Origin of the sequence: Actinomycetospora chibensis (genome assembly GCF_028737215.1) — a bacterium.
Lineage (GTDB): Bacteria > Actinomycetota > Actinomycetes > Mycobacteriales > Pseudonocardiaceae > Actinomycetospora > Actinomycetospora chibensis.
On record NZ_JAQZAM010000013.1, the window covers coordinates 67,168 to 85,333 of the forward strand.

Here is an 18,166-nt window from a genome sequence, read left to right on the forward strand (position 1 = left end):
TCAGTAGGCGCCGTCGCCGCGGAACACCGCGGAGACCGTCTTCCACATGATCACCAGGTCCATGGCGGGCGACCAGTTCTCCACGTACCGCAGGTCGAGGCGGACCGACTCCTCCCAGGAGAGGTCGGAGCGGCCGCTGACCTGCCACAGCCCGGTCATCCCGGGGCGGACGAGGAACTTGCGCTTGGCGGCGTCGGTGTAGACCTCGATCTCGCCGGGGAGCGGCGGGCGGGGTCCGACCAGCGACATCGAGCCGCCGATGACGTTGAACAGCTGGGGCAGCTCGTCGAGCGAGTAGCGCCGCAGGAGCTGGCCGATGCGGGTGACGCGCGGGTCCTTGCGCAGCTTGAACAGCGGGCCGGACCCGTCGTTGGTGCCGGCGACGAGGTCCTCGCGCAGCTTGTCGGCGTCCGGCACCATCGACCGGAACTTGATCATCTGGAAGGTCTTGCCGCGCTGCCCGACGCGGGTCTGGCGGTAGAACACCGGCCCGCCGTCGAGCTTCACGACGAACGCGATGACCGCGAACACCGGCGCCAGCAGCAGCAGGATCGCCGCGGTGGTGACGCGGTCGAACATCAGCTTGAACACCCGCGGCACGCCCGAGAGGCGTGGCTCGGTGAGGCGCAGCAGCGGCAGGCCGTCGACGGGCGCGACGTGCAGGCGCGGCCCGGCGACCTCCATGAGGCCCGGGTCGACGACGAGCTCGGAACCGGTGCCCTCGAGGTCCCACGCCAGACGGTGGAGGCGCTTGGGGCTCCAGCCCGGGGTCGGCGCGACGGCGACGACGCCGTAGCGCCCGCTGCCCACGCTGGTGGAGAGGTCGTCGAGGTCGCCGATGACCGGGACGCCGGCCACGTGGCCCTGCCCCTCCTCGCCGAGACCGGTCGGGGTGCAGGCCGCGATGACGACCCAGCCCATGTGCGGCACGCGCCGGGTGCGCTCCACGAGGTCGCGCACCGACTGCTCGGTGCCCACCGCGAGGACGGGGAGCATCCCGCGGCCACGCTTGCGCGCCTGGTGCAGCCAGCGCCGCAGCATGTAGCGCCCGGCCATCGCCAGCAGGCCGGCGACGGGCAGGACGCCGAACACCCAGGGCCGCACGCCGAGGCGCTCGATCGCGAGGCCGCCGAGGCCCAGCACGATCGCCGCCGAGACGAAGGCGCGGATGAGACGGCTCCACTCCTCGGCGCCCTGGCCGAGCGTGCGCGGGTCCCAGGCCCGGCAGGCGACGATCGCCAGGGTGACGAGCACGCCCGCCACCCCGCCGAGGACCCACGGGTCCGAGCTCTGCGGGCCGACGCCCTCACCGAAGCCGACGAACGCGCCGAGCACGACGCAGATCGCGAGGGTGGCGAGGTCGGAGACGGCCACGGCGAGCGCGAACTTCAGCTGCCAGCTCGTGGCCACCGCGACGCTGCCGGGCTGCTCCGGGCCCTCGTCCTCCCAGATGCGTACGAAGCCCGGGGCTGTCGGCGCGGGCTCGACGAAGACGCCGGGTTCGATCCCGGTGTCGAGGCCCGGGGACATCGGGGTGTCGATCCTGGGGTCGATCCTGCCGCCGATCCCGCGCGTGATCCCGGTCCCGACCGGGGTCCCGGTCGTGGCCCCGGTCGAAGCATCGAGGGGCACGCCGGCCGGGCCGTCCGCCTGGGACGACCCCGCCTGCTCCTCGATCCGTGCTTGTCCGTTCTTCACGTCGCCCCCGTCGTGGGTCGTACGCGTGGGCGGACCCACTCGTAGCACCTCGTCGGCCATGGACACCTTTCCGCTCGACGTATGACGCCCAGGGCCGCGGTGAGGTTGCGTGGCCGTTCACCCGAATTTCCGTCGAGCCGCCGGCACCCCACCTCCGGTGCCGTCCGGATCAACGAATCGCCACCGGCGCGGTCACGCCGATGTCGCTCAGGATTGGACCGGGCGGGGCACGGCCACGGTCGAGAACCCCGGCCCGGGTACGCGCCGCCACCGTCCGGGGCATCCTGCCGCACGCCCGGAGCAGCCCGGGCGGCGCGGGTGCCCCGAACGCGCTCCCGACGGTCACGGTGGCCGATCGCCGGCGACACCACCGTGTTCCCGGACGAACGGGACGGACCGGGCGCGACGGACCGTCGCCGGTACCGCCGGAAGGGGCACCGCCTTGCTCGGTATGGTGCCGCCGGACGAACCACCTCGCCGGTTTCGTCCGGGTTCGGCCCGTGGTCGACGTCGATCACCGGTGATCGACCCGGTGATCGACCCAGTGATCGACCCAGTGATCGACCGGGTGATCGACCCTGCGATCGACCCCGTGCTCGGCTCCCGGTCGACGCAACCCCGACCGCGCCAGACGAGGAGCGCCCCGATGCCCTACGACGCCGTCGCCCGCCGGGCGACCCGGCACGGTCGCGTTCCCCGTCGCACCGGCCGCGCCGCCCGCTCCGTCGTCGCGGTCACCGCCCTGCTCGCCGCCCTGCTCGGCGCCGGCGCCCCCGTGGCCGCCGCCGCGCCCGACGCCCCCGGCTCCGACCGGGCGACCTGGGAGCTCCCGGCCGTCGGCGACGTGCTCGCCGCGTTCGACCGCAACGGCTACAACGAGCAGGACGGCGCGCCCCGCCAGATCGCCTCGCCCACGGCGCCGGGCCGCCAGGCTCTCGAGTTCCGGCTCGACGGCGGCGACCAGCGCAGCGAGGTCCAGCCCCGCGTGCCCGACCAGGTCGAGGGCGACGTGTGGTTCTACACGTACCGCGGCGGGCTGGCGCGGGACTTCCCGACCGACACCGAGGCCTGGCAGGTCGTCCTGCAGTGGCACCACACCGGCGACTCGGGCTCGCCGCCCCTCGCCCTCGAGATCAAGCAGGGCCGGCTGCTGCTGGCCACGGAGGGCGAGAACCTCCAGGATCTCGGGCCGGTCCGGGGCGGCGACCGCCTCGACGTCACGATGCGTGTCGCGTTCTCCCAGGACCCCCAGCGCAGCGCCGTCGACATCTGGCGCGACGGCCGTCCCGTCCTCGAGGGCCACCGGCCTCCGGCCGGGACGATGCTCGACGGCGCCAACTACCTGAAGGTCGGCCTCTACCGGGCCACCGCGATCGACGAGGGCGGTCGGCTGTGGGTCGACGACCTGCGGGTGGGACGCACGATGGCCTCCGTCTCCCCCACAGCCCCCACGGGCACGGGCTCGGCGACCGCCGGCGAGGACGGGGACGCCTCGAACGACCCCGCCGTCGAGGCCTCGCCGTCGGGCACCGCCGCCGACCGCGACGACGACGCCGTCACCTGGGTGGCCGGGGTGCTGCTCGTCGCGGTCGTGCTCCTGCTCGTGGCCACCCGCCGCGACGCCCGCACCCGGCGCTGAGCGCCGGACCGACCCGCACCCGACCAGGGATTCCGGCGCGACGACCCGGTCACCGCGCGCGCCGGGCGCCGGGTCCTGCGTGTCACCATGGTCACCGTCGCAGGCGACGATCCGCCGTGGTGTAAGGGCAACACCTCGGATTTTGGTTCCGATGATCCTGGTTCGAATCCAGGCGGCGGAGCAGCGGCCCACGGGGCTCCTCTCGTCCGGCCGATCGGTCTGGTCGAGGTGGAGCAGAAACGATGACGTCGCGGCATGGTCAAGCCCGATCGTGAGCGCACCGCGGGACGTGCCGCGTGTCCGCTTCGATACGCTGCGCTCGTGCCCCGCTCCCCACGTCGGTACGTCGGACCGACGACTGCGCTCGTGGGTGGCGTGTCCCCGGGCCGGTGCCGTCCCCCGACACCCGGCGCCGGAGAAGTGACCCCTCCGACCGCATGAGCGGCCCCGAGCAGCCCGGCACGGCGGACAGAACCGCCGAGGCGACGGCACAGCCGTCGGTCGACAAGCTCTCGAAGACCCTCCAGCGCGGGGCGAAGATCTCCGCGATCGTCCTGGTCGTCACACAGTCGATCTCGCTGATCCAGACCCTGGCGGTCGCCCGCCTGCTCAGCCCGGCCGAGGTCGGAGCCTTCACCGCCGGGTCGATCCTCACCAACTTCCTCGTGACGTTCTCCGAAGGTGGCCTGCGGGCGGCGCTGATCCAGCGGGAGAAGAACCTCGAGGACGCGGCGGACACCGTGTTCTGGGTGACGCTGATCAACGGCATCGTGATGTCCGGGATCGCGTTCGCCGTCTCCCCGCTGATCGGGGCCTTCTTCGGCGGGGACGTGGCCGGCGCGGTCTGCGCCGCCACCGCCGCGGTCCTGACCATCCACGCGCTGACGAACGTGCCCGACGGGCTGATGCAGCGGCGCTTCAACTTCAAGCGCCGGATGATCGTCAACCCGTCGACGGCGGTGACGTTCGCGGCCACCGCGATCGCGCTCTCCGCGCTCGGCTTCGGCGTCTGGGGCCTCGTGATCGCCCTGTACGCCTCGCAGATCGTCACCCTGGTGCTCACCTGGTGGCTCGCGGGCTGGTGGCCCGGCCGTGGGCACTTCAGCTTCACGATCTGGCGGGAGATGGCGCGGTTCGCCCTCCCCCTCATCGCCAGCGAGTTCGCCCAGAAGGGCCGCGAGTTCGCCGAGGCGGGCCTCACCGGCCGCATCCTCGGCGAGGCCTCGCTGGGCATGTACCGCTACGGGCGGCGCATCGCGGCCCTGCCCGGCACGGCGATCATCCAGATCGCCTCCTACGTGCTCTTCCCGGCGTTCTCGCGCATCGCCAAGGACGCGGGCCGGCTGCGCCGGGGCTTCCTGCGGGCGATGACGGCGCTGTGGGTCACCTCGCTGCCCGCCGGGGCGCTGCTCGTCGCGATCGGCGAGCCCCTGGTCGTCGTCGCACTGGGCGAGCAGTGGCGCGGCGCGGGCCTGGTGCTCATGGGCATGGCCGGCTACGGACCCGGGATGGCGCTCGGCTCGATCGGCAAGGAGTCCATCAAGGGCACCGGCCGCAGCCGCCTGCTCAACTGGGTCACCGGCACCAGCCTCGTGGTCAGCATCACCGCCCTGGTGATCCTGCTGCCGACCCTCGGGCTGCTCGGCGTGGGCATGGCCGCCTCGGCCGAGGCGCTCTGCGCGGGCACGCTGGCGATCGTCATCGGCATGCGGGTCGCCGGGGTCCGCGTCGGGGACGCCCTCAAGGTCCTGCTCCCGGTGCTGGTCGCCGGGGTCGCCGCGATGGGCGCCACCTTCGTCCTCGAGAACGGCTTCTTCCGCTCCGACGGGCGCCCGATCGTCATCGGGCTCGGCCTGCTCCTGGTCGACGTCCTCGTCTTCCTGGGCCTCTACCTGGGTCTGCTGCGCATCCTCTCCCCCTCGGTGAGCCGCGAGCTCGCCTCCGGGGTGCGGTCGGCGCTGCGCCGCCCCCAGCGCCGGACGGGCTCCGACGCCGCCGTCCCGGAGCCGGAGCCCGAGGTCGTGCCCACCGCGGCCGTCCCGACCGTCATCGGGGCCCCGACCGAGGCCCTCCCGTCGGGCTCCTCCGGCCCGGACGCGCCCGAGTGGAACGCGCTCGACGCCCCCACCGTGCTCATCGCGTCGGGGGAGGGCGTCGAGACCGCGCCCCCCTGGGCCGTCGCGGTCACCGAGCGGCTCTACCTGGCCCCCGTGGCGCCGTCGACCAACGGCCAGACGAACGGCCACTCCAACGGCCACTCCAACGGCCACGCCAACGGCCAGGCCGACGGCCACTCCAACGGCCAGGCCGACGGCCACTCCAACGGCCAGGCCGACGGGCGGGGCCCGGGGCGGTCGCGCCCGGGCCACCCCGCGCACGCGCGGCGTGACGGTCGCCACGACCGTGACGCGGAGCCGCTGCAGATCGTGCGTCGCTCCCGTCACGACGGCTCCTGAGCGCGGTCGAGCCGACCGGGCCTTCACCCTGTCCAGGTACTGTCGATCGAGCCGGGAGGTGCGGTGACCCATCGGGACGGGGCGCCCCTCGCGGCTCATCCGACGGACGATCCGGGAGCGGTGTGACGGTCAACAGCCACGGTGGACGGACCCGGGCGCAGACTCGGAAGCGGCGAGTCGTCGCCGCCCTCACCACCGCGATCGTCGCCGTGCTCGTCGCGCTGGTCGCGCCGCCCGCCCTCGCCGACGAGCAGAGCCCGCCCGGGGGCAACCCGCTGATCTGGCGCGCGGACACCGGCGGCGACATGCTCGGGTCGTTCAACCGCAACGACTACAACGAGCAGGACGGCGCCCCGCGGGAGGTCTCCTCCCCGACGGGCCACGGCAGCGCCCTGCGGTTCTCCCTCGACGGCGGCGAACAGCGCAGCGAGCTCCTGCCGCGCGTCCCCGACGGGCGCGAGGGCGACGTCTACTACTACGGGTACCGCGGCCAGCTGGCCGACGACTTCCCCGTGGACGCCGACCGCTTCCAGATCTTCATGCAGTGGCACCACTACGGCGACGAGGGCTCGCCGCCGGTGGCGATCGCCATCCAGAGCGGCCAGCTCATGATCACCGGTGGCGACGACAACCGGAACGAGCGCTACGAGCAGCCGATCGCCCGCATCCGGCCGGGCGACCCGATCGACATCATCGTGCGGATCGTGTTCTCTCGGAACCCGGACACCGGAACGGTCGACGTGTGGTCCCAGGGCCGCCGCACCGTGACGGCGTTCCACCCGCCGGACGGCACGCTCTACGACGACGGCGACTACATGAAGGTCGGGCTCTACCGCTCCACGGACCTCACCGATCGGGCCGAGCTGACGATGGACGACGTGGCCGTGGGCCGCACGCGCGCGGCTGTCGACTCCGCGATGGTCGACCAGGGCGCCGCGTCCAGCGAGGGCAGCCCCGATGCCTCGCCCGACGAGTCCACCGGGTCCGACTCGGGCCTCCGGACCGGCCTCGCCGCCGGCACGCTCGCGCTCATCGCGATCGTCGTCGCGGCGGTCGTCGTCGTGCGTCGCCGCCAGAAGGTCTGAGGACCAGGCCGGCGTCAGGCCGCCGCGGCGGCGCGGTCGCGCCGGTGCAGCACCCAGCCCAGCGGGGCCGTCGCGGCGTGCAGCAGGCGGGCCTTCGGGCTGGTCAGGTCACGGCCCTGGTCGCGGAACGAGCGGCCCTGGTCCCACGAGAACCGTGAGTAGTTCGCCGCGGCGCGCACGAACCAGCGCGGGTCGTGGCGGAACCAGTCCAGCTCCTCGTTGAGGGTGACGCGCCAGCGCAGCGCGAACGCCGGCGCACGCCACACCGCGGACGACCGGCTCTGCTGCGTGATCGAGTCGTTGCCGTCGACGTGGTAGGTGCGCAGCACCTCGTTGACGAACCGCGTCCGGTAGGAGCGCGAGATGCGGTTCCACACGATCGCGTCGGGCACGTTCGGCTGGCCGTCGACCTCGGGGAACGGGAACTCCCGGCGCACGGCCGTGGTCTGGAAGCCCCACTTCTCGCCGGTCACGTGGTACCGGTAGCGGATCTCCAGCGCGTCGGAGTCGGTCGGGTCGCGCGGGAAGCGCGAGCCGACGATCTCGCCGTGCTGATCGTCGCAGAGCGCGGTGACCGCCGAGAACGAGGCGCGCTGCGACTCCGGGATGCCGGCCCAGTGCGCGGCGAAGCGCTCGAGCGCCTCCGGCCGGCACTCGTCGTCGGAGTCCAGCGGGAGGAACAGCTCCCCGTGCGCCTCGCGGGCGCCCAGGTTCGCGGCCTTGTGCTTCCCTCCGTGGTCCTGGACCAGGTAGCGGATCGGGAAGTCCGCCTCGGCGGCCCACCCCGCCACGAGCTCGGCGGTGCCGTCGGTGGAGCCGTCGTCGACGATGAGCCACTCGAAGTCACGCAGGGTCTGCGCCTTCAGGCTCGCGTAGACCCGCGGCAGCGTGTGCGCGCGGTTGTAGGAGGCGGTGAACACCGTGAACTGCGGTCCGGGGAGCGGGGCCACGACACGAGATTAGCGGGCAGAACGGACGCCCCCCGCTCGGGTCCGACCCCCCGGGGTCGGGTCGCTCGGACGTGGAATGCGCCCCGCTCTACTCTTTCGGCCTATGCGCCCGGATCGAACCGCCTCGAGGTTCACCCGCACGCCCGCCTATGTACTCGGTGGGTACGAAGCAGGGCTGGCTGTCGTCGGCTCGCTCGGCCGAGCGGGTGTCCCCGTCGTCTCGGTCGTCACGACACCCCGGGAGACGACGCGGCACTCCCGGCGGATCGCCGCCTGCGTGACCGTGCCCGACCCCGCCGACCGGACCCTCGAGTACGTCGAGGCGCTGCTGCGCCTGGCCGACGAGTACGGGCCGGGCCTGATCGTGCCCACGACCGACGAGAGCCTCGAGGCGGTCGCCGCCCACCACGACGTGCTCTCCGCGCGGCACACGGTCGCCTGCGCGACCGACGGCGTCGCCCAGGGCTTCCTCGACAAGCGCATCACCTCGGAGATCGCCGACCGCGCCGGCGTCGAGGCGCCGCGCACCGCGTCGCCGACCTCGCACGAGGAGCTCGAGGCGCTGGTCGGCCACCTGCGCTTCCCGTGCCTGGTCAAGCCGGCCGAGAGCTACCGCTACAACCGCGCCTTCGGCGTGAAGATGAAGCGGGTGCACACCCCCGACGAGCTGCGCACCGCGTGGGGCGAGGCGCACGCGCTCGCCATCGGCACGATGGTCCAGGAGCTCATCCCCGGCCCGGAGACCGGCGGGGTCAACTACAACGTCTACGTCGTCGACGGCGAGCCGCGCGTCGAGATGACGTCGCGCAAGCTGCGCCTCTCGCCGTCCGACTTCGGCTACCCCTGCGCCGTCGTCAGCGGCCGCGTGCCCGAGGTGGTCGAGCCGGGCCGCGCGATCGTCGCCGCGATGGGCATCGAGGGCTTCGCGAACGTCGAGTTCAAGCAGGACGAGCGCAACGGGCGCTACTACCTCATGGAGGTCAACGGCCGCCCGAACATGTCGGGGCGCCTGGCCGTCCGCGCGGGCGTCGACTTCCCGCTGCTGACCTACCGCCACCTCGTCGACGGCGTGGTGCCGACGCAGACCCCGTGGCGCGAGGGTGTGCACTGGGTGAACGAGTTCAAGGACCCGCGCATCCTCACCACGCGCTGGCGCGACGGCCGGCTCGCCCCGCTCGGCGGCCTGCGGCCCTACCTCTCCTCGCGGGTCCTCGCCACGTTCGACGCGTCCGACCCGCGCCCGTTCCTGGCCCGCCTGGGCTCCGGGATCACGCCGGACAAGACGCCCACGGCCCCGGACCGCGCCGCCCACTGAGCCCCGTCGAGCAGGGGAGAACGTCCGCCCCGTCGGGTATCCGCACGGCCATGTCGAGCCGTGACACGGCCCCGGAGGGGCCCCACACCGTGGACGGCGTCACCGTGACGCCGCCGAGCCTCGTCCGACGGGCCGTCACGGCCTCGGGCATCGGCAACGTCACCGAGTGGTACGACTTCGGGGTCTACGCCTACCTGGAGACGACGATCCAGGTGGTGTTCCTGCCGCCGGGCACCGCGGGCGGTCCGGTCATCACCGCTGCCCTGTTCGCGGCGTCGTTCCTCGCGCGGCCCTTCGGCGGGCTCTTCTTCGGGCCCCTGGCCGACCGCATCGGTCGGACGAAGACGCTGGCCACGACCATGCTCCTCATGGCGGTCGCCACCTTCGGGATCGGCGTCCTGCCCACCTACGCCTCCATCGGGCTCGCGGCGCCGCTCCTGCTGCTGCTGTGCCGGCTGCTGCAGGGCTTCTCCACCGGCGGGGAGTACGCGGGGGCGATGACGTTCGTCGCCGAGTACGCGCCCGACCGGCGCCGGGGCTTCCTGGCGAGCTTCCTGGAGTTCGGCACGATCACCGGCTACCTGCTCGGTGCCGGTGTCGTCACCGTCCTCCAGGCCGTCCTCGGCGAGGACTCCCCGGAGCTCCTGAGCTGGGGCTGGCGCATCCCGTTCCTCCTCGCCCTGCCGATGGGCATGATCGGGCTCTACCTGCGCTACCGCCTCGAGGAGACCCCGGCGTTCTCCCAGCTCTCGGAGTCCTCCGAGGAGCAGGGCCAGCAGTCGTTCCGTGAGTTCTTCCGCGCCGCGGCGCGCCACGGATGGAAGCCGGTCCTCGTCTGCGGCGGCCTGGTGATCGTCTTCAACGTCACCAACTACACCCTCACCACGGTCGTGCCCACCTACCTCACGGAGACGCTCGGCGAGTACGGGGCGCCGACGCTCACGACGACGACCTCGCACGTCCTGCAGATCGTCCTGTTCCTCGTGCTCCTGGCCGTCGTGCCCGTGCTCGGCAAGCTCTCCGACCGCGTGGGGCGCAAGCCGATCATCCTCACCGGCTGCCTCATGCTCGTGGTGCTCGCCGTCCCGGCCTTCCTGCTGATGCGCACCGGGTCCATCCCCGGTGTGCTCGCGGGCCTGCTCCTGCTCGGCCTGACGATGGTGTGCTTCAACGCCACCATGCCCTCGACGCTGCCGGCACTGTTCAGCACCGGCGTGCGCTACGGGTCGCTCGCGATCACCTTCAACGTCGCGGTCTCGGTCTTCGGCGGCACGACCTCGGTCATCGTCGAAGGGCTCATCGCCCTCACCGGGGTGCTCGTGATGCCGGCGGTGTACCTGATGCTCGCGGCCGTCGTCGGCCTCGTCGCCGTGCGCTACCTGCGGGAACCGGGAAGTCAGCCGCTGGCGGGCTCGAACCCGGCGGCCACCTCGGACGAGGAGGCCCGCGAGCTCGCCCGCGCGTCCGGCTGAGGGTCGAGCGGGGGCAGGACGTCGGTCGGGCGCTCGCGGGGATCGAACGCACGCGGGTCCGGGCCGGGGTCGGTGACGACGTCGGCCCAGGCGTCGACGGCGAGGGCCATCACCAGCACGACGGCCACGGCCACGCCGAGCGCGCCGAGCGTGTCGGTCGGGTAGTGGTAGCCGCGCCCGACGAGCGACGCGACGACCGTCCCGACGAGCACCGCGAGCCCGCCGACCGTCAGCAGGCGCAGGGCGCGCGGCAGGGTGGGCAGCCCCAGCACCAGGACCGCGCCGGCCACCGCCAGCGAGCCCACCGAGGTGGCGTGCCCGCTGGGGAAGGCCAGGTCGTCGCCGCGCGTGCGCTCCACCAGCGGCTTGAGCACGAGCGACGTCGTCACCATCGCCATGGGCGGGCCGGCCAGCACGAGCGCGAGCCCGCGCCCCCCGCGCAGCCACCACGCGAGCGGTGCCAGCACGAGCAGGGCCACGACGACGGGCGCGGGGCCGCCGAGCGCCGCGAACCCCTGCCCGACCGCGCGGGCCGTCCCCTGCCGCATCTCGAGCAGCCCCGAGAGCTGCCGGTCGGTGCGCCCGCCGTCCGAGTCACCCGCGTAGCGCCAGGCCAGGGCGGCGACGGCCGTCGCCGCGACGGCCGCGAGCACGGCCGCACGGCCGCGCAGGTGGTCACGGATCAGGGGTGCGTCACGGTCGACGAGCGACCGCGCGGATCCCGGGGACGAGCGCGCCATGGTGATCGAGGATGCCTCATCACCGGGGTGGGTTCAGGCGCCTCCCCGCCACGTAGGAGAGTGGCCTCCGACGTTCGGCGCTGCGTCGCCTCTCGGCGCGGCCGTTCGTCCGATCGTCCGAATCAGGACTCCCGACGGGGGTCCCGGGACGCCGGAGGTGGCGATGCTCCCGGGAGGCACGACGAGCGCACCGGAGCGACCGCATGTGCGCGCGCCCGCACGCGCCGAGCTCGTCGGCCGCGCCAGCGCCGCCACCCTCACGGCCACGCGCGTCCCGTGCCCCGACCCGCAGGGCAGCCTGGCCACGCTCGAGGCCGTCCTGCGTGCGACGGCCGCCCGCCCGTGCGACCCGGGCCTGCGGGCGCTCCTGCTGCGCCAGACCCTGGTGGCGCGCATCGTCCTCGCCGCCGACCCCGGTCACGTCGCCTCCGGCCCCGCGCTCGACGAGCTGATCGACGAGCTCCTCACGCTGGTGGCCGACCACGGGCTGACGCTCTTCGCCGCCGACGCGCACATGCTGCTGGCGCGCCGCGCGATGCTCGACGCCGACGACGACCGCGCCCTGTCGGCGGTGTCGACGGCGTTGTCGCACCTCGAGGAGCCCGTCCTCGTCGACCACGCCCCCACCGTCGCGGAGCACCGCGAGAACGTGCAGGGCTCCCGTCGCCTCGCGGCCGGCACGCTCGTGTCGCTGGGCTTGCACGACCTGGCGGAGACGCTGCTCGACCAGGCCCACGCGCTCTCCGACGACCGCGGCCCCGGGTACGAGCACGTGCGCGTCGGTCTGTCGTGGGGCCTGCGCCTGGAGCGCGGTGGGCACCACGGCTCCGAGCGGCTGCGTGCGGCCGCCGACGCCGCCGACGGGATGCGCCGCGGCGCGAGCGCCGTCGAGCGTCCCCTGCTGCGGGCCGCGGGCGTCCTCGGTCGCCACGCGCCGGGCCCGGCGGCCACGACCGTCGAGCGCCACCTCGCGCGGCACGACGCGCTGGCCCTCGCCCGCGTGCCGTTCCTGCCGTCGCACCACGATCGGCTCCTCGTCCACATCGCCCGGGCCCGCGCCCTCGAGCGGGCCGGCGACGCGGGCGCCGCGGCGACCCTGCTCGCCGAGGTGCGCGCCCGCCCCCCGCGCGGCGAGCAGAGCCTCATGCTCTCGGTCACCCGGGAGCTCGCCCGGCTCCGGACGCTGCTCGCGGTGTCGTGCGACCCGCCGAACCGCGCGGCGAAGGCCGCGCTCGGCGACTACACCGCGGACCTCGAGGCCGAGCTGTGGGCGCTGCAGCAGGCGCGCGTGCTGTCGCTGCAGACCCGGCTCGCGCACGACCGGCTCAGCCGTGAGCACGGCCAGGTGGCGGCGCTCGCGCTCGCCGATCCCCTGACCGGCCTGCCGAACCGCCGGGCCCTCGACGGCTTCCTCGACGAGGCCCTCGCCGCCGCGGCCCTGCGCGGGACGGGCCCCGGGCCGGCGGTCGTGATGATCGACGTCGACCGCTTCAAGCAGATCAACGACGCGATCTCCCACGCCCGCGGCGACGAGGTGCTGCGCGGGGTGGCGGCGGCGCTGCGGTCGTCGCTGCGGGCACCGGACCTGGTGGCGCGCTACGGCGGCGACGAGTTCGTCGTCGTCCTCCCCGACACCGCGGCCGGCGACGCCGGGGCGGCGATGGCGCGCGCCCGAGCGGCGGTGGCGGCGCTGCCGACCGGGGGCGACGACGTCCGGGGGACCTCGACCCCCCGGGGCCGTGGCGACGTCGTGACCCTGTCCGTCGGCGTCGTCGCCGCCCGTCCCGGCGAGGACGCCACCGAGGTCCTCGCCCGGGCCGACGCGGCGATGTACGCGGTCAAACGGGCCGGCGGGGATGCGGTCCGGGTGCACGAGGTGACCCCGTCCGGCAGCCGGTCCTGAGCCGCCCCGGGGGCCTCGGGCGCACGCCCCCATCCCCGCGCGAGAGGGCGGTCGTAGGATCGGGCGCGACGAGCCCCGGACCCGGGGCCGGCCCGCGCACGAGTGGGAGCCAGTAGAGCCGATGCCGCCGAGCCCGACCGCCGTCGTCGTCCTCGCCGCCGGTGAGGGCACCCGGATGCACTCGGCCACCCCCAAGGTGCTGCACCCGGTCGGTGGCCGCAGCCTCCTCGGGCACGCCGTGCACGCCGCCGCGGGCACCACCCCCGAGCACCTCGTGGTGGTCGTGGGGCACGAGCGCGAGCAGGTCGGCACCCACACGATCGGGCTGGCCGCGGAGCTCGACCGCGAGGTCGTCACCGCCGTGCAGGACCGCCGCCGTGGCACCGGGCACGCCGTCTCCTGCGGCATCGCCCGGCTGCCCGCCGACCTCGAGGGCACCGTCCTCGTCTCCTACGGCGACGTGCCCCTGCTCGACGCAGCCACCATGCGCGCCCTGCTCGCCGAGCACGTCGACGGCGGCTACGCGGTGACGCTGCTGACCGCCGAGCTCGACGACCCGCGCGGCTACGGGCGGGTCGTCCGGGACGAGGCCAACCAGGTCAGTGCGATCGTCGAGCACCGCGACGCGACGCTCGAGCAGCTCGCGATCAACGAGGTGAACTCGGGCGTCTACGCCTTCGACCTCGCCTTCCTGCGCGAGGCGCTCGGGCACCTCACCACCCACAACTCGCAGGGCGAGCTCTACCTCACCGACGTGGTCGCGATCGCCGCGGACTCCGGCCGCGGGGCGGGCGCGGTGGAGACCGCCGACCCGTGGCTCGTCGCCGGCGTCAACGACCGGGTGCAGATGGCCTCGCTCGGCGCCGAGCTCAACCGCCGGCTGCTCGAGCGCTGGATGCGCGCGGGGGTCACGGTGGTCGACCCGACGAGCACCTGGGTCGACGTCGGCGTGCGCCTCGAGCGCGACGTCACCCTGCACCCGGGGACACAGCTGCACGGGGGCACCACCGTCGCCGAGGGCGCCACGGTCGGGCCCGACACCACGCTCACCGACGTCGTCGTCGGCGCGCGCGCCGCCGTCGTGCGCACGCACGGCTCGTCGTCGCGCATCGGGCCCGAGACCTCGGTGGGGCCCTTCGCCTACCTGCGCCCGGGAGTCGAGCTCGACGCCCGCGGGAAGATCGGCACGTTCGTCGAGGTCAAGAACGCCCACATCGGCGAGGGCAGCAAGGTGCCCCACCTCACCTACGTCGGCGACGCCACCATCGGCGAGGGCAGCAACATCGGGGCGTCCTCGGTGTTCGTCAACTACGACGGCGTCACCAAGCACCGCACGACCGTCGGCTCCCACGTGCGCACGGGCTCCGACAACACCTTCGTCGCCCCCGTGAGCATCGGCGACGGGGCGTACACCGGTGCCGGCACCGTCGTCCGCGAGGACGTGCCGCCGGGCGCGCTCGCGGTGTCCTCGGGGCCGCAGCGCAACGTCGAGGGCTGGGTCGGGCGCAAGCGCCCGGGCACCGCGGCGGCCCAGGCCGCCGAGCAGGCCGGCAAGGCCGCCACCCGGGCCGCCGGCTCGGACGACCACGAGCAGGAGGACCCGTGACCGTGAGCATGTCGTCGATCCCGAAGAAGAGCCTGATGCTCTTCTCCGGGCGGGCACACCCGGAGCTCGCGGAGGAGATCGCCAAGGAGCTGGACGTCACCATCACGCCCCAGCAGGCGTACGACTTCGCCAACGGCGAGATCTTCGTCCGCTTCGAGGAGTCGGTGCGCGGCTCCGACGCGTTCGTGATCCAGAGCCACACCGATCCCATCAATCAGTGGATCATGGAGCAGCTCATCATGATCGACGCCCTGAAGCGGGCGTCGGCCAAGCGGATCACCGCCGTGGTGCCGTTCTACGGCTACGCCCGTCAGGACAAGAAGCACCGCGGCCGCGAGCCCATCTCGGCCCGCCTCGTCGCGGACATGCTCAAGACCGCGGGCGCGGACCGGATCATGACGATCGACCTGCACACCGACCAGATCCAGGGCTTCTTCGACGGTCCCGTCGACCACCTGCTGGCCAACAAGGTCCTCGCCGAGCACCTGCGCGACACCTACGCCGACCACGAGCTCGCCGTCGTCGCCCCCGACTCCGGTCGCGTGCGCGTCGCCGAGAAGTGGGCGGACATGCTGGGTGGCGTCCCGCTGGCCTTCATCCACAAGAGCCGCGACAAGACCAAGCCCAACGAGGTCGTCGCCAACCGCGTGGTCGGCGAGGTCACCGGCCGCACCTGCATCCTCGTCGACGACATGATCGACACCGGCGGCACGATCGCGAAGGCCACCGAGGCCCTGCTCGCGGACGGGGCGAAGGACGTCGTCATCGCCGCCACCCACGGCGTGCTCTCCGGGCCTGCCGTCGAGCGCCTCTCCACCTGCGGGGCCCGCGAGGTCATCATCACGAACACCCTGCCGATCCCGGACTCCAAGCGCTTCCCGTCGCTGACCGTCCTGTCGATCGCGCCGATCATCGCCCGCGCGGTGAAGGAGGTCTTCGAGGACGGTTCGGTGACGAACCTCTTCGACGGCAACGCCTAGCCTGGTCGCCATGGGCCTGTGGAGCGAGCACGTCGTCCCACGGCTCACCGACCTCGCGCTCGGGACCGCCGACGTCCGGGCCGTGCGCGCCCGGGCCGTGGAGCGGGCGCGCGGTGAGGTCGTCGAGCTCGGCTTCGGCAGCGGACCGACGCTGCCCCTCTACCCGGCCGCGGTGACCTCGGTGCGGGCCGTCGAGCCCTCGGCGGTGGCCCGTCGACTCGGGGCGCGGCGGATCGCCGCCGCGTCGATCCCGGTGCAGCACGTCGGGCTCGACGGCGCGGACCTCGACCTGCCCGACGCCACGGCCGACACCGTCGTCAGCACCTTCACCCTCTGCACGATCCCGGACGTCGAGCGCGCGCTGCGGGAGGTGCGCCGCATCCTGCGTCCCGGCGGGGTGTTCCTGTTCCTCGAGCACGGCCTCTCCCCGACCCGTCGACCGCCCGCTGGCAGCACCGCCTCGACGGCCTCCAGCAGCGCCTGGTCGCCGGCTGCCACCTGACCCGCCCGATCGACGTCCTCGTCCGCGACGCCGGCCTGACCGTCACCGACCTCGAGCACGAGAGCCTGCGCGGCCCGGGGCCGATGTCGTACCTCTACCGGGGCGTCGCGACGCCCTGAGCGCGCGTCGGCGGGAACCGGGGTCGTGGGAGCGAGGGTCACCCTGCCTGCGTGGTGCGCAGCGAAGGCGCCCCTCGCTCCGCGCACCCTGACGACCTCGCACGCAGCGAGGGTCACCCCGACTGCGTGGGACGCAGCGAAGGCGCCCCTCGCTCGACGAACCTCAGCCGCGCCGGCGGGCGATGACCGCGCCCCGGGGCGTCCTCGACGCGGCGCTGTCCGGCTCCGGCGGGCGCACCACGCGGGCGACGACCTCGAAGCCCGTGCTCTCGAGGAGTGCCACGACGTCGTCGGGCTGCAGGCGGCGGAAATCGAGCGAGACCCGGTGCCCGAATGCCTCGTCGTGATGCGACACGTCGTCCCCGATCTGGAAGCCCAGCAGGAGGTGGCCGCCGGGGCGCAGGACGCGGTGGAACCCGCGGACGACAGTCGGCAGCTCGGGCGGAGGAATGTGGATGATCGAATACCACGCCACGACCCCGCCGAGCGCGCCGTCGGCGACGTCGAGGGCGGCCATGTCGCCCACCTCGAACGGGATGCCGGGGTGGGCGCGCCGCGCGAGCGCCACCATCGCGGGCGACAGGTCGATCCCACGGACCCGCGGACCCAGCCGGTGGAGGTGGGCAGCCACCTCGCCCGGCCCGCAGCCCGCGTCGAGGACGTCCGCGTCCCCCACCATCTCGGCGAACGCCCCGACGACGGCGCGGTCCATCACCGTGCGGGCGAGCTCGGCGCCGAACACCTCGGCGTACGGCTCGGCGATCGCGTCGTATCCGGCACGCGTCGCGGCGCGGTCCGCGGGTTCGTCCACGGCCACGCACCCTAGGAGCGGGCTCCGACGGGTCCACCGGTATCGTGGACCACGCACTTCGGCGAGGGTCGGCTCTCGAGAGCCGACCGTCATCGACGCGGTGCGGCCGTCCCGGGCGTCCGGGTGGGCCGCGCGCGGCGCGCCGACCCAGGACGAACCGCAGGAGACGCACCATGGCCGACACCCGCATCGCCGCGGAGACCCGCACCGAGTTCGGCAAGGGTGCCGCGCGCCGCACGCGTCGCGCCGGCAAGGTCCCCGCCGTCCTCTACGGACACGGCACCGACCCCGTGCACCTGTCCTTCGACACCGTCGAGTTCGCCGCGGTGCTGCGCGAGAACGGGCGCAACGCCCTGCTGACCATCACGGGCCTCGAGGGTCAGCCGCCGATGGCGCTGGCCAAGAGCATCGTCCGCGACCCCATCAAGGGCTTCTTCGAGCACGTCGACCTCGTGCTCGTCCGGCGCGGCGAGAAGGTCCAGGTCGACGTCCGCATCGTGATCCTGGGTGAGGCCGCCTCGGGCACGCTGGTCTTCCAGAACGAGGACACGCTGACCATCGAGGCCGACGCGACCGACATCCCCGAGGAGATCACGGTCGTCATCGAGGACGCCGAGATCGGCACCCAGATCAACGCCGGTGACATCCGGCTGCCCGACGGCGCCGAGCTCGTGACCGACCCGGAGATCCTGGTCGTCAACGTCACCGAGGCGCCGACCGAGGCCGCCATGGAGGAGGAGATCGACGCCGAGGGTGCCGGCGTCGAGGAGGACGCCTCCGAGGACGAGGCCGCCGAGACCGGCGAGTCCTCCGAGGCCGCCTCCGGCGACGGGTCCGGCGGGGGCGCCGAGGCCTCGTCCTCCGACGCCGACGAGAGCTGACCTGCCCGC

The 18,166-nt window shown here is 73.9% G+C and carries 14 protein-coding genes and 1 tRNA gene; 11 read left to right on the forward strand and 4 right to left on the reverse strand.

Translation table 11 applies throughout. From position 1 onward, the window contains the following. Positions 1-1,758 carry a sugar transferase gene (locus tag PH189_RS20140; protein WP_274190620.1) on the reverse strand — a complete coding sequence of 586 codons (1,758 nt, stop codon included), beginning with the start codon at positions 1,756-1,758 and terminating at the stop codon, positions 1-3. A gap of 586 nt (positions 1,759-2,344) precedes the next feature. On the opposite strand from PH189_RS20140, the gene PH189_RS20145 reads away from it, so the two are divergent. The 4 genes from PH189_RS20145 (at position 2,345) to PH189_RS20160 (ending at position 6,878) form a co-directional block, all read left to right on the forward strand. Continuing rightward, positions 2,345-3,337: a heparin lyase I family protein gene (locus PH189_RS20145; protein ID WP_274190621.1), complete on the forward strand. Its 993-nt coding sequence runs from the start codon at positions 2,345-2,347 to the stop codon at positions 3,335-3,337. 110 nt (positions 3,338-3,447) lie between these two features. After that, positions 3,448-3,518: transfer RNA gene (locus tag PH189_RS20150), tRNA-Gln, on the forward strand. A 256-nt stretch (positions 3,519-3,774) separates the two neighbouring features. Then, complete coding sequence (locus PH189_RS20155) at positions 3,775-5,793, forward strand: lipopolysaccharide biosynthesis protein (RefSeq protein WP_274190622.1); 2,019 nt, start codon at positions 3,775-3,777, stop codon at positions 5,791-5,793. Between the two features lie 122 nt (positions 5,794-5,915). After that, the gene (locus tag PH189_RS20160; RefSeq protein ID WP_274190623.1) at positions 5,916-6,878 is read left to right on the forward strand and encodes a heparin lyase I family protein; all 963 of its coding nucleotides are present in this window, start codon (positions 5,916-5,918) and stop codon (positions 6,876-6,878) included. 14 nt (positions 6,879-6,892) lie between these two features. Here the strand turns inward: PH189_RS20160 and PH189_RS20165 are convergent, their stop codons facing one another. Continuing rightward, positions 6,893-7,828 (reverse strand): glycosyltransferase family A protein, encoded by a 936-nt coding sequence (locus tag PH189_RS20165; protein ID WP_274190624.1) that lies wholly within the window; start codon positions 7,826-7,828, stop codon positions 6,893-6,895. Positions 7,829-8,105: 277 nt separating this feature from the next. Between PH189_RS20165 and PH189_RS20170 the strand changes: the two genes are divergently transcribed. Both PH189_RS20170 and PH189_RS20175 read left to right on the forward strand, forming a co-directional pair. Then, on the forward strand, positions 8,106-9,143 hold the full coding sequence (locus PH189_RS20170; protein ID WP_274190625.1) for a carboxylate--amine ligase: 1,038 nt from the start codon (positions 8,106-8,108) through the stop codon (positions 9,141-9,143). 50 nt (positions 9,144-9,193) lie between these two features. Continuing rightward, positions 9,194-10,615, forward strand: coding sequence for an MFS transporter (locus PH189_RS20175; RefSeq protein WP_274190626.1), 1,422 nt, complete (start codon positions 9,194-9,196; stop codon positions 10,613-10,615). Here the strand turns inward: PH189_RS20175 and PH189_RS20180 are convergent. Next, positions 10,540-11,355, reverse strand: a complete 816-nt coding sequence (locus PH189_RS20180) for a phosphatase PAP2 family protein (protein WP_274190627.1) — start codon at positions 11,353-11,355, stop codon at positions 10,540-10,542. The two genes, PH189_RS20175 and PH189_RS20180, sit on opposite strands and share 76 nt — an antisense overlap. Positions 11,356-11,560: 205 nt before the next feature. On the opposite strand from PH189_RS20180, the gene PH189_RS20185 reads away from it, so the two are divergent. The 4 genes from PH189_RS20185 to PH189_RS20200 all read left to right on the forward strand — a co-directional run bounded on the left by PH189_RS20185 (position 11,561) and on the right by PH189_RS20200 (position 16,346). Further along, complete coding sequence (locus tag PH189_RS20185) at positions 11,561-13,258, forward strand: GGDEF domain-containing protein (protein WP_274190628.1); 1,698 nt, start codon at positions 11,561-11,563, stop codon at positions 13,256-13,258. Between the two features lie 121 nt (positions 13,259-13,379). Beyond that, positions 13,380-14,864, forward strand: coding sequence for a bifunctional UDP-N-acetylglucosamine diphosphorylase/glucosamine-1-phosphate N-acetyltransferase GlmU (gene glmU / locus PH189_RS20190; RefSeq protein ID WP_274190629.1), 1,485 nt, complete (start codon positions 13,380-13,382; stop codon positions 14,862-14,864). An 8-nt stretch (positions 14,865-14,872) separates the two neighbouring features. Beyond that, complete coding sequence (locus PH189_RS20195; RefSeq protein ID WP_274190748.1) at positions 14,873-15,844, forward strand: ribose-phosphate diphosphokinase; 972 nt, start codon at positions 14,873-14,875, stop codon at positions 15,842-15,844. A 10-nt stretch (positions 15,845-15,854) separates the two neighbouring features. Next, a complete protein-coding gene (locus tag PH189_RS20200; protein WP_274190630.1) occupies positions 15,855-16,346 on the forward strand; it encodes a class I SAM-dependent methyltransferase in 492 nt (163 codons plus the stop codon). A 282-nt stretch (positions 16,347-16,628) separates the two neighbouring features. Here the strand turns inward: PH189_RS20200 and PH189_RS20205 are convergent, their stop codons facing one another. Further along, positions 16,629-17,276, reverse strand: a complete 648-nt coding sequence (locus tag PH189_RS20205) for a class I SAM-dependent DNA methyltransferase (protein ID WP_274190631.1) — start codon at positions 17,274-17,276, stop codon at positions 16,629-16,631. 173 nt (positions 17,277-17,449) lie between these two features. On the opposite strand from PH189_RS20205, the gene PH189_RS20210 reads away from it, so the two are divergent. Continuing rightward, the gene (locus PH189_RS20210; RefSeq protein WP_274190632.1) at positions 17,450-18,157 is read left to right on the forward strand and encodes a 50S ribosomal protein L25/general stress protein Ctc; all 708 of its coding nucleotides are present in this window, start codon (positions 17,450-17,452) and stop codon (positions 18,155-18,157) included. Positions 18,158-18,166: the final 9 nt, after the last annotated feature.